15 protein-coding genes are annotated in these 12,180 nt (G+C 69.9%); 5 read left to right on the top strand and 10 right to left on the bottom strand.

The window, feature by feature from the left end; all coding sequences use genetic code 11:
* Nucleotides 1–75: 75 nt before the first annotated feature.
* Nucleotides 76–1,512, top strand: coding sequence for a glucose-6-phosphate dehydrogenase (locus QRN44_RS07245; RefSeq protein ID WP_079000708.1), 1,437 nt, complete (start codon nucleotides 76–78; stop codon nucleotides 1,510–1,512).
* Nucleotides 1,513–1,596: 84 nt separating this feature from the next.
* Here the strand turns inward: QRN44_RS07245 and QRN44_RS07240 are convergent, their stop codons facing one another.
* A complete protein-coding gene (locus QRN44_RS07240) occupies nucleotides 1,597–2,778 on the bottom strand; it encodes an alcohol dehydrogenase catalytic domain-containing protein (RefSeq protein ID WP_175116751.1) in 1,182 nt (393 codons plus the stop codon).
* A 90-nt stretch (nucleotides 2,779–2,868) separates the two neighbouring features.
* On the bottom strand, nucleotides 2,869–3,792 hold the full coding sequence (locus QRN44_RS07235) for a LysR family transcriptional regulator (RefSeq protein ID WP_121293123.1): 924 nt from the start codon (nucleotides 3,790–3,792) through the stop codon (nucleotides 2,869–2,871).
* A 72-nt stretch (nucleotides 3,793–3,864) separates the two neighbouring features.
* Between QRN44_RS07235 and QRN44_RS07230 the strand changes: the two genes are divergently transcribed.
* Entirely contained in the window at nucleotides 3,865–4,803 is a 939-nt protein-coding gene (locus QRN44_RS07230) for a DMT family transporter (RefSeq protein WP_121293125.1), read from the top strand.
* Nucleotides 4,804–4,809: 6 nt separating this feature from the next.
* Here the strand turns inward: QRN44_RS07230 and QRN44_RS07225 are convergent, their stop codons facing one another.
* Genes QRN44_RS07225 through QRN44_RS07210 form a run of 4 tightly spaced genes read right to left on the bottom strand, consistent with a single transcriptional unit; the run spans nucleotide 4,810 to nucleotide 6,668 of the window.
* Nucleotides 4,810–5,193, bottom strand: coding sequence for a hypothetical protein (locus QRN44_RS07225; protein ID WP_121293127.1), 384 nt, complete (start codon nucleotides 5,191–5,193; stop codon nucleotides 4,810–4,812).
* A complete protein-coding gene (locus tag QRN44_RS07220; RefSeq protein ID WP_121293288.1) occupies nucleotides 5,193–5,810 on the bottom strand; it encodes an Asp23/Gls24 family envelope stress response protein in 618 nt (205 codons plus the stop codon). The genes QRN44_RS07225 and QRN44_RS07220 overlap by 1 nt, the downstream gene beginning before the upstream one ends.
* Entirely contained in the window at nucleotides 5,807–6,358 is a 552-nt protein-coding gene (locus QRN44_RS07215; protein WP_121293129.1) for an RNA polymerase sigma factor, read from the bottom strand. Before QRN44_RS07215 ends, QRN44_RS07220 begins: the two co-directional genes overlap by 4 nt.
* Before the next feature lie 7 nt (nucleotides 6,359–6,365).
* Nucleotides 6,366–6,668: a hypothetical protein gene (locus QRN44_RS07210; RefSeq protein WP_121293131.1), complete on the bottom strand. Its 303-nt coding sequence runs from the start codon at nucleotides 6,666–6,668 to the stop codon at nucleotides 6,366–6,368.
* A 131-nt stretch (nucleotides 6,669–6,799) separates the two neighbouring features.
* Between QRN44_RS07210 and QRN44_RS07205 the strand changes: the two genes are divergently transcribed.
* Complete coding sequence (locus QRN44_RS07205; RefSeq protein WP_121293290.1) at nucleotides 6,800–7,321, top strand: MarR family winged helix-turn-helix transcriptional regulator; 522 nt, start codon at nucleotides 6,800–6,802, stop codon at nucleotides 7,319–7,321.
* A gap of 284 nt (nucleotides 7,322–7,605) precedes the next feature.
* Here QRN44_RS07205 and QRN44_RS07200 read toward each other — a convergent pair whose 3' ends face one another.
* Nucleotides 7,606–7,923 (bottom strand): DUF7882 family protein, encoded by a 318-nt coding sequence (locus QRN44_RS07200; protein ID WP_121293133.1) that lies wholly within the window; start codon nucleotides 7,921–7,923, stop codon nucleotides 7,606–7,608.
* A gap of 101 nt (nucleotides 7,924–8,024) precedes the next feature.
* On the bottom strand, nucleotides 8,025–8,339 hold the full coding sequence (locus QRN44_RS07195) for an ArsR/SmtB family transcription factor (protein WP_064295809.1): 315 nt from the start codon (nucleotides 8,337–8,339) through the stop codon (nucleotides 8,025–8,027).
* Between the two features lie 83 nt (nucleotides 8,340–8,422).
* Between QRN44_RS07195 and QRN44_RS07190 the strand changes: the two genes are divergently transcribed.
* Complete coding sequence (locus QRN44_RS07190) at nucleotides 8,423–9,658, top strand: MFS transporter (RefSeq protein ID WP_199687220.1); 1,236 nt, start codon at nucleotides 8,423–8,425, stop codon at nucleotides 9,656–9,658.
* Nucleotides 9,659–9,663: 5 nt separating this feature from the next.
* Here the strand turns inward: QRN44_RS07190 and QRN44_RS07185 are convergent, their stop codons facing one another.
* On the bottom strand, nucleotides 9,664–10,155 hold the full coding sequence (locus QRN44_RS07185; protein ID WP_121293135.1) for an Lrp/AsnC family transcriptional regulator: 492 nt from the start codon (nucleotides 10,153–10,155) through the stop codon (nucleotides 9,664–9,666).
* Between the two features lie 91 nt (nucleotides 10,156–10,246).
* On the opposite strand from QRN44_RS07185, the gene QRN44_RS07180 reads away from it, so the two are divergent.
* Nucleotides 10,247–10,915 (top strand): YitT family protein, encoded by a 669-nt coding sequence (locus QRN44_RS07180; RefSeq protein WP_121293137.1) that lies wholly within the window; start codon nucleotides 10,247–10,249, stop codon nucleotides 10,913–10,915.
* A gap of 32 nt (nucleotides 10,916–10,947) precedes the next feature.
* On the opposite strand, the gene QRN44_RS07175 is transcribed toward QRN44_RS07180, so the two are convergent.
* Complete coding sequence (locus QRN44_RS07175) at nucleotides 10,948–12,174, bottom strand: pyridoxal phosphate-dependent aminotransferase (RefSeq protein ID WP_064295812.1); 1,227 nt, start codon at nucleotides 12,172–12,174, stop codon at nucleotides 10,948–10,950.
* Nucleotides 12,175–12,180: the final 6 nt, after the last annotated feature.

Below are 12,180 nucleotides of genomic sequence, written 5' to 3'. Positions count from 1 at the left end.
AGTGGGGCTCGGTGACCGGGGTGCGGGCGTGCGCAACCCCACGACGATCATCCGGCGCTCGGTCAGGATGGAACCATGAGCGACCAGTCCGACACCACCACCCAGCCCGATCCCGACACCGTACCCGGCATCCCGGACGCGGAGTCGCTGGAACCGACGAAGCGCACCATCGCGATCCTCGGTGCCAACGGCGACCTGGCCAAGCGGCTCCTGATCCCCGGCCTCGGCGAGGTCGTCGACGCCGCACGCGACATCTCGCTACAGATCATCGGTGCCGCCCGCACGCCGCAGCCGAACGAGGAGTGGCGTGCGACCGTCCGTGCCAGCCTCGAGGACGCCGGGATCGGGGCCCGGACCGTCGACGCACTGGTGTCGACGACGGAGTTCATCCCGACCGACGCCTCCGACCCCGACGAACTGCGTGCACTGCTCGACGCCTGCACCGGCTCACCGATCCTCTACATCGCGCTCCCGCCGTCCGCCGGGCGCAAGGTCGCCGAGGCGCTCGCGCAGATCGACCTGCCCGACGACCTCCTCATCGCCATCGAGAAGCCCTTCGGCGACGACCTCGCCGACGCCCAGGCGCTCAACGCGGCGCTCGCCGACGTCGTGCCGGAGGAGCGTCTGTGGCGCATCGACCACTTCCTCGGCAACGCGACCGTCCTCGGGATGCTCGGCCTCCGCTTCGGCAACCGACTCCTCGAGGCGGGCTGGAACGCGGAACAGATCGAGAAGGTGGAGATCCTCTACGACGAGGAGCTGGGGCTCGAGGGTCGTGCGGCGTTCTACGACCAGACCGGCGCGCTCCGCGACATGCTGCAGAGCCACCTGCTGATGGTCCTCGCGCTCACCGCGATGGAGCGGCCGGACGCGGTGACGCCGACCGACGTCCACGACCGCATCGCCGAGGTCCTCGGCGCCGTCCGGTTGTGGAAGGACGACCCGTCGACCGCCCGTCGCGCCCGGTACACCGAGGGTCGGGTCGGCGACCGGCTCTTCCCCTCCTATGTGGACGAGCCCGACGTCGACGCCTCCCGTGAGACGGAGACGCTTGCACAGCTCCTGCTCCAGGTCGACACCCCGCGCTGGCAGGGGGTGCCGTTCGTCCTGCGCTCCGGCAAGGGGATCGGCGACCCGCGCCGCGAGGTCGCCGTCCACTTCCGCCGCTCGGCCGCGCCGACGGGGCTCGACGCTCCCGACGGACACGCCGACACCGTCCTCCGGATGTCACTCAAGGGCGGTGCGGTGCACCTCGACCTCATCGTGACCGGGGCCGATGACGTCGACGGCCTGCGCCGGGTCGAGCTCGAGGCGGACCCTGGTGCCGCGACCCTGAGCGCCTACGCGCAGGTGCTCGCCGGCCTCCTGCAGGAGAACACGCTGCTGTCGGTGCGCGGCGACATCGCCGAGCAGTGCTGGCGCATCGTCACCCCGGTCGTCACCGCCTGGGCCGCCGGCGAGACGCCGCTCGAGGAGTACGAGGCGGGGAGCGCCGGTCCGACGGACTGGTGACCGGGCTCTGACGCACTGCTGACCGCCTGACACGAAACGACCCGCGCCGAATGATCGGCGCGGGTCGTTTCGTACAGTGGGCGGTTACGCCGACGGCTTCAGGACGACCTTGATGCAGCCATCCTCCTTCTTCTGGAAGGTCTCGTACATCGCCGGAGCCTCGGCGAGCGGCACGCGGTGGGTCGCGAGGTCGAGCACGCCGAGCGGGTCGGTGCTGTCCTCGACGAGGGGGAGCAGCGTCGGGATCCAGCGGGCGACGTTGCACTGACCCATCCGGAGCGACACCTGCTTGTCGAACATCGACTTCATCGGCATGATGTCCGCCTCACCGGCGTAGACGCCGCTCAGGGACACGACGCCGCCACGGCGGACGAGCTCGAGCGCGGTGTGCAGGGCGGCGAGCCGGTCGATGCCGGCGTGCTCCATGGCCGGTCGCGCGAGCGCGTCGGGCAGCACGCCGACGGCCGTCTGTGCCGCAGCCGCGATCGGCGACCCGTGGGCCTCCATGCCGACGGCGTCGACGACCCCGTCCGGGCCGCGTCCACCGGTGGCGTCGCGGAGCTCCGCGACCAGGTCGTCCGAGAGGTCGAGGGCACGGATGCCGTGGCGCTCGGCGAGGGCACGGCGCTCCGGCACCGGGTCCACGGCGAAGACCTCGAGACCGCGGTGCTTGGCGATGCGAGCCGCGAGCTGGCCGACCGGGCCAAGGCCGAGCACGGTGATCGAGCCGCCGTCCGGCACCCCGGCGTAGTCGACGCCCTGCCAGGCGGTCGGGAGGATGTCACTCAGGTAGAGGTAGGACTCGTCGGGCAGGTCGCGACCGACGACGATGCAGTTCGCGTCGGCGAGCCGGACCTGCAGGAACTCGGCCTGTCCGCCCGGCACCTGGCCGTAGAGCTTCGTGTAGCCGTACAGGGAGGCGCCGCTGCCGTGCTCCTTCACCTGGGTCGTCTCGCACTGCGACTGCAGCCCGTTGCGACACATGAAGCACTCGCCGCACGCGATGGTGAAGGGGATGACGACCCGGTCGCCGACCGCGACGCGGGTGACCTCGGAGCCGACGGCCTCGACGACACCCATCGTCTCGTGGCCGAGGACGTCACCGCGGTCGAGGAACGGGCCGAACAGTTCGTAGAGGTGGAGGTCGGAGCCGCAGATGGCTGCCGAGGTGACACGGATGATCGCATCGGTGGGGGCGGTGATCGCGGGGTCCGGGACGGTCTCGACCGACACCGACCGGCGACCCTGGTACGTGAGTGCGCGCATGGATGCTCCTTCGTCGTTGTCCGTCCACCCTGCGCCTCCCGGACGTCGGGCGACTGGGGGTGGACGTCTCGTCGGAGGGCTGATACGAGCTCAGCGTGCCGCGTCGGCGGCCACGCGCTGGAGACTGGCGAGCACCGACCGGACCGCGGACCGCGCCATCGCCTCCGGTCTGGCCAGGACGTCGACGTGCCGGACGAGGACCGCGCCGGCGACCGGTCGGAGGATCATGCCGTCGACGGCCAACGGCGCCGCCGTGGTACGCGGCATGACGGCGATCGCAGCTCCGGTGCGGACGACCTGGGCGGCGACCGAGAACTCGTTGATGCGGTGGTCGATCCGCGGCGCCCGTCCGCTCAGAGCGCCCAGATGGTGGAGGACGCCGGCGAGCGGGAACCCTTCGTGCGTCGAGATCCAGCGTTCGTCCCGCAGATCCTCCGGCCGTACCTCCGATTGTGCGGCCAGCGGATGCGTCTCGTGCATCGCGATGTCCAGGGGCTCGACGAGCAGCGGCGTCACGACGAGGCGGTCGAGCGGCCACGCCGGCTCGTGCGGGAGGCGGTGGGCGATGACGAGGTCGTAGTCGGCGGTGAGACCGGCGAAGCGGTCCTGCGCGACGTCGGCGTCGGCGAGGAGGAGCCGCGGAACCGGACCGGTCGCATCGACTCCGGGAACGGGACCGCCCGCGAGCAGCGGTCCGAAGAACGCCAGCCCAGCGCTGTGGAACGCGGAGACGCTCACGGGGCGCTGCTCGTGCTGGAGGAAGGAGTCCACGGCGTCCCTGGCCTCGGCGAGTGCCTCCTCCACGCGCGCGGCGGCGATGGCGAGGGCTTCGCCGGCCTCGGTGAGGACGAGGCGACGCCCGTGCTTCTCGGTGAGGGGCACCGGCATGGTGGCCTGCAGCGCGGCGAGCTGTTGCGAAACGGCCGAGGCGCTGACGTGCATGGCCGCGGCGACCGCAGCGACGCTCCCGCGGTCGCCGAGTTCGCGGAGGAGCCGGAGGCGGGCAGGATCCATAAGTGATTCCTTCATCGTCGATCCAGACACTGGCCGTTGTTCTATTGTGTCCGTCTCCTGGAGAGTAGCGGCATGGCCCGCCGCGCACCCTCCGAACTCATCGTCGACGTGTTGCTCGTCGGGGTCGCAGCGGTCTGGGGCGCCAGCTTCCTCGCGGCGAAGGACCTCGCGGCCGTCACCGGTGTGCCGGCCGCGGTCGCCCTGCGCTTCCTGGTGGCGGTGATCGCCATCGGGCTCATCTGCCTCGTGCGGCGGGAGCGCCTCCCGCGCGGACGGGGCCTGCTGATCGCGGCGGCACTCGGCTGCTCGCAGGCCGCGATCATCGGCCTCGAGACGTGGGGCGTGCACCTGACCTCGGCGACGAACGCCGGGCTGCTCATCAGCCTCGCGCTCGTCATGACGCCGGTGCTCGACGGTGTCGCCTCGCGGTCCTGGCTCCCGAGGTCCTACTTCGTCGCCGCGGTCGCAGCCGTGGTCGGTGTCGCGCTGCTCGTGTCGGACGGCGGCCTCCGCGCACCCACGGCGGGCGACGCGCTCGTGATCGCCGCCGCCGTCGTCCGCGCGGTGCACGTGACGTCGAGCGCACACCTGACCCGAGGCCGCACCGACAGCACGCTCGGCGTGGTCTTCGTCCAGATGCTCGTGTGCGCCGGCGCGTTCAGCCTCATCGCCGGTGACGGGCTCGCCGCGGCCGTCACCCGGCTCGACCTGCGCGGATGGCTGGACGTGCTGTTCCTCGGTCTCCTGTGCTCCGTGTTCGCCTTCGTCGTCCAGCTGTGGGCGGTGCGGCGGACCTCGGCCTCGCGCGCGAGCATCCTCATGGGGACGGAACCCGTCTGGGCGCTCCTCGTCGGCGTGCTCATCGCGGGGGAGGTGATCGGCGCGCTCGGTGTGCTCGGTGCGGCGCTGATCATCGTGGCGAGCTATGTCGGCCAGGCGATCGAACGTCGCCACCGTGCGCGGACGACCGGCACGGCACCCACGGCGCAGCAGGAGCCGGCGCCCGTCTGACGGGGTCTACAGCGTGGTCGCCGAGCCGGTGAGCGGCGTTCCCAGCGGTGCTGCGTCCTCGATCCGGCAGACGCGGACGTCGATCTCATGGATCGGCGTCCCCTCCCTCGACGTCGCGAGCACCCCGCGGATCGCATCGCCGACGAGACGGAGGGTCGCCGGGACCGGAGCGCCGTCGGTCACGCCGATGGTCACGCCGATCGTCAGCGCACCGTCTGCTTCGCGACCGACGGCCACCTTCGCGGACGTCTCGTCGTCAGGACCGATCGCATCGGTGACGGTCCGCAGGACCACACGGATCGGCGACCCGGTCGCGTAGACCGTCGTGACCCCCGGTGTCGATGCGACGACGGCGGTGAGCTGCTGCGAGAGTGCGGCATCGGTGTCCATCAGGAGTCCTCCGGCCGGGCGACGCGCTGCGTGTGGATGTCGATGATCGTGACGTCGACGGCGACCACGTTGAGTTCGGTGTGCGTGGAGAGTTCCGCGACGACGCGATCCCGGATGAGCTGCGACAGTCGTCCGAGGTTGTTGCCGAACGCGGCCGAGGCGGTGATCGACACCGTGATGGGCGCGTCCAGGGTCGTCACATCGCCGTCGAGACGGACCCGACCGACGATGACCCCGCCGACGCTGTCGCCCACCCCACGGATCAGGGTGCGGACGGAGCCTTCCGTGATGCGCAGGTGCACCTCGGGGTCCGGATGCCTGAGCGGGATGTCCCGACCGGCGTGCGCCTCGAGCGAGATGTTCTGGAGCACCGCGTGCATCCAGGAGCGGTCCTGTTCGGAGTGCGTCGCCGCCTCCGACTTGAGCAGCGCCCAGGTCTGGGTGCGCAGCCGGAGGAGGGCGTCGAGGGCGAGTTGGCAGCCGGGGGAGGCTTCGATGTCGGGGTCGAGGGGCTCGCGGCCGCTGTCGAGGTAGTCGGAGAGCTCGTCGATGGTGTGCCCGTCGAGGTCGGCACCTGCCAGGCCGTCGAGCATGGACTCGTGGTCGTCGTCGTTCATCGCCACACCTCCATCTCCCGCAGGACGGTCTGTCTGGCCCGCGCGAGCTGCCCGCGCACCGTCGACGCCGGGACCCCGAGCGACTCGGCGATCTCGACGTACGACAGCCCGCCCGTCTCCTTCAGCATCCAGCACGCACGCTGCATGGCGGGGAGTCGGTCCAGGACCGAAGCGAGTGCGCTCATCTGCATGCGCACCTCGACGACCCGTTCCGGGGATTGATGGGACGGGGCGGGTGCATTCCAATCCTCGATCTCGCTGTGCTCGCGGCGGCGCCTGATGCGGTCGATCGCCCGGTTCGAGACCATGCGCATCAGCCAGGACTTCACCGCGTTCGGGTCGTTCAGTCGGTCCAGCTGACCCCACGCCTGGATCAGGACGTCCTGCACGACGTCCTCGGCCTCCGACTGGTTGCCCAGCACGCGGACGGCGTAGGCGCGCATGAGGGAACCGTGCCGGAAGACGAGGACTTCGAAGGCGGTGACGTCTCCGTCGGCCGCGCGCTCGGCGAGGATGCCGTCCGAGAGGACCTCGAGCGAGCGCTTCACGGTGTGGCTAGAGGACGGCGAACGCGGTGAAGGCGACGGCGGTCGCGGACACGATCGCGGACGCGGCGACCGTGGCGACGTACGGAAACTGGAGCGTCTTCGCCGGGCCGTTCTCCACCGCCTCCTTGGCACGGAGCAGGGAGACGAAGATCCCGAGGTCTTTACCGGTGCTCGAGGCGGCGACGAAGCGGCCGTCCCGGAACTCGACCATGCCGGCGTACTCGCCGTCGATCGAGGCGACCCAGAGGGTCGCGTCCGGCTCAGCCCAGGCGACCGTGGTCGTCGTGCCTCGCTCCAACACCGTGCTCATGACTTCTCCTTGCTCAACTGTCGTGTTGTTAGAGAATCTAGCGATTCATGCGTCTGCATGAACCCCACTTGACATTGCGATTCGGACTCCGCTAGACAAACTCGTTACGAGAACCACTACTGTTGAACTTCATGACCGCCCAAGCCGTTGAAGCGCAGCATTACTGGTACGAGCAGGACGAGCACGAGCGCGGCCGCCACATTCTCGAAGCCATGCGGCTGTACCGCGCGGCGGAGGCCGCCATGCGTCGTCGCACGCGCGACGAGATGCACATGGGTGAGAACGACCTGTTGGCCCTGCGCTTCATGTTGCGGGCCAAGCAGGAGCACCGGTTGGTCAGTCCGACCGATCTGGGTGCCTACCTCGGCATCAAGACCTCGTCGGTCACGGTCATGCTCGACCGTCTGGAAGCGGCCGGTCACGTCGTCCGGCAGCCGAGTGAGACCGATCGCCGTCGCGTCACGGTCTCGACCACCGACTACGCCGACGCCGAGGTCCGCAAGACGCTCAGTCACATGCACCACCGCATGATGGAGGCCACCACCGGGATCGATCCCGAGATGGCGGCCGGCATCGTCGACTTCCTCGACCGCATGCGCGAGGCCGTCGACTCGATCGATCGCACCGAGCCCGAGGGGCAGCCGCAGCGCTGAACGGTGGCGCCGAGCCGTCGATGAGCCGGCAGGCCACTCGGCCGGCTCCACCTGGCCTCATGTGAAACAGCGAGGCGGGCCGCACGGTCTGATCCGTGTGACCCGCCTCCGAATGTCTTCGACGATTTCGACCGCGCGCTGCGGGCCCTCCAGGCACCGCTCGAGCCGACTCTCAGAAGTCCCCGACCTTCGATGATCCGATGGTAATCGAGCACGTGTCGGACGGCCGATGCTTGAACGGTCGGATCGCTTGTGCTACTCGGGACCGCACCGGTGGCTGTGCCTCAGTTGTCGGCGGAAAGCTCCGGGTAGTCGGTCTCCGGCATGAGTTCGAGCCCCGCCGGCGTGTAGGTGCGGTCGAGCATGGCCTGCAACCAGGCGCGGTTGAGCGAGACCGGGCGGGAGCCGGTGAACCGGAAGACGATGGGGACGCCGGTCTCGATCCAGATCGCGTAGCGGCCCGAGCCGTGTGCGGGGTCGATGGTCCACGAGAGGAGGAACGCCTCACCCTTGCGGAGCTTGGAGACGACGACCATCTGCACGTGGGCGAGGGTCCGGTCCTCGAGTTCGAGTGCTTCGTTCCCGTATCGCAGCGTTCCCATGTTCCCCAGCCCCCTGTCCCTGTGTGTGCGGTGGATCACCGCGCCGCCAATTCTGGCAGTTCCCGTCCACGGGCTGCGAACCCGAGGGCTGGGAGTGCCGGTCAGTCGGCGTCGAGGACGGCGTCGAGGAGGCCAGGGAACCGGGTGTCGAGGTCGTCGCGCCTCAGGGTGAGTGTGCGGTGGCGACCGTTCGGCTCGTTCCGGATGACGCCCGCCTCGCGGAGCACCTTCATGAGGTGGGACTTCGTCGACTTCGGGATCGTGGGGTCGAGGGCGGTGCAGTTCGCGGCGTCCATCGGGCCGTCCCGCAGCTGCCGCACCATCTCGAGCCGGTCGGGATCGCTGAGCGCGAAGAGCACGGCCGGCAGCTCGATCGCCTCGCGGTCGGGGTGCGTGAGATCGGCGGGTGCAGGCATGGTTCGATAATAGTTGAACAATCGGTGGAAAGCGCGTATCGTCCAATCGTTCGATATTTTTGGAACCAAAGGATGCCCGCCCCGTGCAGACGACGACCCCGTCACCCTCGACCCGACCCATGCCCACCGCGGCCGCCGCCGTGCCGACGACTCCGCGTCGCCGCTTCGGCTTCGTCCTCGCGGGACTCGGCAGCACGCTCATGCTCGCCGGCGCCAGCGCTCCTTCACCGTTCTACCCGGAGCTCCAGGAGCGACTCGGCATCGGACAGATCGGCGTCACCATCGCCTTCTCGGCCTACGCGCTCGCCCTGCTCGTCGCACTCCTCACGATCGGTTCGGTCTCGGACCATCTCGGACGCCGCCCGGTGATCACCGCAGGGTTCGTCGTGCTCGCCGCGAGCATGCTGCTCCTCTGGCACGTCGACTCCGGCGCGCTGCTGTACCTCGCGCGCGTGCTCCAAGGTCTTGCCAGCGGGGCGCTGCTCTCGACTCTGTCGGCGACCATCATCGATCTGGCCCCGCCCGAGCGACCACGGGCGGCGACCCTCCTGAACGCCATCGCGCCGATGATCGGTCTCGCCTCCGGCACGATCCTCGCGGGCGTCCTCCTGCAGACGGTCGCCGATCCGTCGAGCTGGACGTTCCTGCCGCTGGCGGTCGCCTACCTGCTCATCGCGGTGTCCATCTGGATCGTGCCGGAGACCTCCGCCCGCGCTCCCGGATGGGCCCGTGCCATCCGACCACGCGCAGCCGTCCCCGTCGACGCCCGACGGTTGTTCGTCGTGAGCATCCCGATCGTCCTCGGCGGGTGGGCGACCGGCGGCCTGTTCCTCTCCCTCGGGCCGAGCATCATGCACACGGAGCTCGGCGTGGACGGCCAGCTCGGCGGGGCACTGCTCATCGGGCTGCTGCCGGCCGCGGGGGCCGTCGCCGCCGCGGTGCTGCACCGTCGCCGACCCGTCGTCGCGGCCGTCTACGGCGCCTCCGCACTGTCCGCCGGGACCGTGCTCCTGCTCGTCGCCCTGATCCTCGGGTCGCTCCCGATCGCGGTGGTCGCCGTCGTGATCGCCGGAACCGGGTTCGGCACGGCGTTCATGGGCACGATCGCCTCGCTCGTCCCGCTTGCGCCGGCGGACGAACGCGCTGAGCTGTTCGCCGCGCTGTACATCGTCGCCTACCTGTCCTTCGGGGTCCCGGCCGTCATCGCGGGTCTCCTCGCCTCGGCGATCGGGCTCCACACCACGGTCCTCGGCTACGGCACGGTCGTCGCGATCGCCGCGGGCACGGCCGCCGTGGCGCGTGCCCGTTCAGCCCGCTGACGGCTTCAGTGCGCTGACGGCCCCTCGGCGAGGCGATCGAGGAGGGTCGACGCTCGGTAGGGGATGACCTCGATGAGCGAGACCTTCGTGTTCGTCCGGACCACGCCCGGAGCCGCGAGCAGCACGCCGGCGATGCGGTGCAGGTCCTCCGTGTCGTGCGCGACGACCTTCGCGAAGAGGTCGGCATCGCCGGTGGTCGCGTGCACTTCGACGATCTCCGGGATCGACTCGAGGGCCGCGTAGGCCTCGTTCGCGAGGTCCTGCCGGATGGAGATCTCGATGAACGCGGTGAGCGGGTAGCCCAGCGCCGACAGTCGCACCCGGCGACTCGGAGCGCCAAGTGCGCCGCTCGTCTCGAGTCGGCGCAGGCGGGCGTGGACGGTGTTCCTCGCGACGCCGAGGGTGCGTGAGAGGGCGAGCGCCGTCATGGACGGGTCGTCGTCGAGCGCGGTCAGGATGCGCGCGTCGAGGTGGTCGATGGTCGCGGGATGAGGCATGTTGCTCACTCTCGGGCTGTGAATCGAGCACGATGACCATTGCACTCTACTCGTGTTGCGCAACACGACGAGCTGACGCATCGTTGGCGGAATGAGCACCCAGCAGCCGAGCGCCACGACGTCGAGCGCGCAGCAGGCTCCCTCCACACCTGCCCCGGCACCGTCTCCGGTCCGACACGGGGTGGTCGAGGACATCCTCGGGCTGCTCGTCGGCGTCACGGTCGTGTCGTTCGGCCTCTTCATCCTGAAGGCCGGTTCGGCCGTGACCGGCGGGACGGCCGGCATGTCACTCCTCGTCAGCTACCTCGCACCCGTGCCGTTCCCGGTGCTGTTCATCGCGATCAACCTGCCGTTCTTCCTGCTCGCGATCCGCGGCAAGGGCTGGGTGTTCACGCTGCGGAGCGGCGGTGCGATCGTGCTCGTGTCCGTCCTGTCCGGGGTGCACCCGCTGTTCCTGCCGGTCGGGCACATCGACCCGTTCTACGCGGCCGTCGTCGGCAACGTGCTCTGCGGCGTCGGCATCCTCATCCTGTTCCGACACCGAGCCAGTCTCGGTGGGTTCAACATCGTCGCGCTGATCCTCCAGGATCGGTTCGGTGTCCGCGCGGGCTACGTCCTCATGGCCGTCGACACCGTGGTGGTGCTCGTGTCACTCGTGGCCGTGCCGCCGCTCAACGTGCTCGTGTCGGCGCTCGGCGCGGTCCTGCTGAACCTCATCCTCGCGCTGAACCACCGCCCGGGTCGCTACCTCGGGGTGTAGCAGGCCGGACGCCGAGTGCGTGCCCGCTGCGCCTACTGCTTGTAGGACGACAGGAAGTTGCCGAGCCGCTCGATCGCGTCGGTGAGGACGCGCTCCTCCGGCAGGGTGACGACCCGCAGGTGGTCGGGGTCCGGCCAGTTGAAGCCCGTGCCCTGGACGAGCAGGATGTGCTCCGCCACGAGCAGATCGTGGACGAGCAACTCGTCGTCGTGGATCTCGTGGACCTCCGGGTCGAGGCGCGGGAAGGCGTAGAGCGCACCCATGGGCTTGGTGCAGGAGACGCCCGGGATCGAGTTGAGGCCGGCCCAGGTGGCGTCGCGCTGCTCGAGCAGGCGACCGCTCGGTGCGATGAGGGCGTCGATCGACTGCACACCGGAGAGTGCCGCCTGCACGGCGTGCTGCGCCGGCACGTTGGGGCACAGACGCGTGGACGCCAGGAGGGTGATGCCCTCGAGGAAGCCGCGCGCGTGGTCACGCGGCCCCGTGATGACGAGCCAGCCGGACCGGTAGCCGGCGACCCGGTAGGTCTTCGACAGGCCGTTGAACGTGAGGCAGAGGAGGTCCGGGGCGACGGTCGCCATCGGGATGTGGACGGCGTCGTCGTACAGGATGCGGTCGTAGATCTCGTCGGCGAGCAGCAGCAGCCCGTGCTCGCGTGCGACTCCGGCGATCTGCTCCAGCACCTCGCGGGAGTACACCGCACCCGTGGGGTTGTTCGGGTTGATGACGACGATCGCCTTGGTGTTCGGCGTGATCTTGGAGCGGATGTCCTCGATGTCCGGTGCCCAGTCCGCCTCTTCGTCGCAGCGGTAGTGCACCGGGGTGCCACCGGCGAGGCTCGTCATCGCGGTCCACAGCGGGTAGTCGGGCGCGGGGATGAGGACCTCGTCGCCGTCGTCGAGCAGGGCCTGCATCGTCATCGTGATGAGCTCGGAGACGCCGTTGCCGAGGAACACCCACTCCGGGTCGACGCGCGGGAACCCCTCCATCTCCTCGTAGCGGTAGGAGACGGCCTGGCGCGCGGAGAGGATGCCGCGGCTGTCGCTGTACCCGTGCGAGTGGGGGAGCGCGGCGATCATGTCGCGGACGATCTGGTGCGGAGCCTCGAAGTCGAAGATGGCGGGGTTGCCGGTGTTGAGCTTGAGGATGCGGTGCCCGTCGGCCTCGAGACGCACGGCCTCGACGAGGGCCTTCCCCCGGATCTCATAGAGGACGCTTTTCAGCTTGGAGGACTGGTCGAGGGTGCGGCGGGTGGTCATCCCCAC

Source organism: Plantibacter sp. lyk4-40-MEA-4, assembly GCF_030209415.1.
GTDB classification, from domain to species: Bacteria; Actinomycetota; Actinomycetes; order Actinomycetales; family Microbacteriaceae; genus Plantibacter; species Plantibacter flavus_A.
This window is presented reverse-complemented; position numbering and strand designations above follow the sequence as displayed.

Coding starts and splice junctions, on each gene's coding strand:
- QRN44_RS07195 (WP_064295809.1), bottom strand. CDS start 8,339: ATGCCTGCACCCGCCGATCTCACGCACCCCGACCGCGAGGCGATCGAG.
- QRN44_RS07185 (WP_121293135.1), bottom strand. CDS start 10,155: ATGCCTCATCCCGCGACCATCGACCACCTCGACGCGCGCATCCTGACC.
- QRN44_RS07180 (WP_121293137.1), top strand. CDS start 10,247: ATGAGCACCCAGCAGCCGAGCGCCACGACGTCGAGCGCGCAGCAGGCT.
- QRN44_RS07175 (WP_064295812.1), bottom strand. CDS start 12,174: ATGACCACCCGCCGCACCCTCGACCAGTCCTCCAAGCTGAAAAGCGTC.
- QRN44_RS07220 (WP_121293288.1), bottom strand. CDS start 5,810: ATGAACGACGACGACCACGAGTCCATGCTCGACGGCCTGGCAGGTGCC.
- QRN44_RS07210 (WP_121293131.1), bottom strand. CDS start 6,668: ATGAGCACGGTGTTGGAGCGAGGCACGACGACCACGGTCGCCTGGGCT.
- QRN44_RS07200 (WP_121293133.1), bottom strand. CDS start 7,923: ATGGGAACGCTGCGATACGGGAACGAAGCACTCGAACTCGAGGACCGG.
- QRN44_RS07240 (WP_175116751.1), bottom strand. CDS start 2,778: ATGCGCGCACTCACGTACCAGGGTCGCCGGTCGGTGTCGGTCGAGACC.
- QRN44_RS07245 (WP_079000708.1), top strand. CDS start 76: ATGAGCGACCAGTCCGACACCACCACCCAGCCCGATCCCGACACCGTA.
- QRN44_RS07205 (WP_121293290.1), top strand. CDS start 6,800: ATGACCGCCCAAGCCGTTGAAGCGCAGCATTACTGGTACGAGCAGGAC.
- QRN44_RS07230 (WP_121293125.1), top strand. CDS start 3,865: ATGGCCCGCCGCGCACCCTCCGAACTCATCGTCGACGTGTTGCTCGTC.
- QRN44_RS07225 (WP_121293127.1), bottom strand. CDS start 5,193: ATGGACACCGATGCCGCACTCTCGCAGCAGCTCACCGCCGTCGTCGCA.
- QRN44_RS07235 (WP_121293123.1), bottom strand. CDS start 3,792: ATGGATCCTGCCCGCCTCCGGCTCCTCCGCGAACTCGGCGACCGCGGG.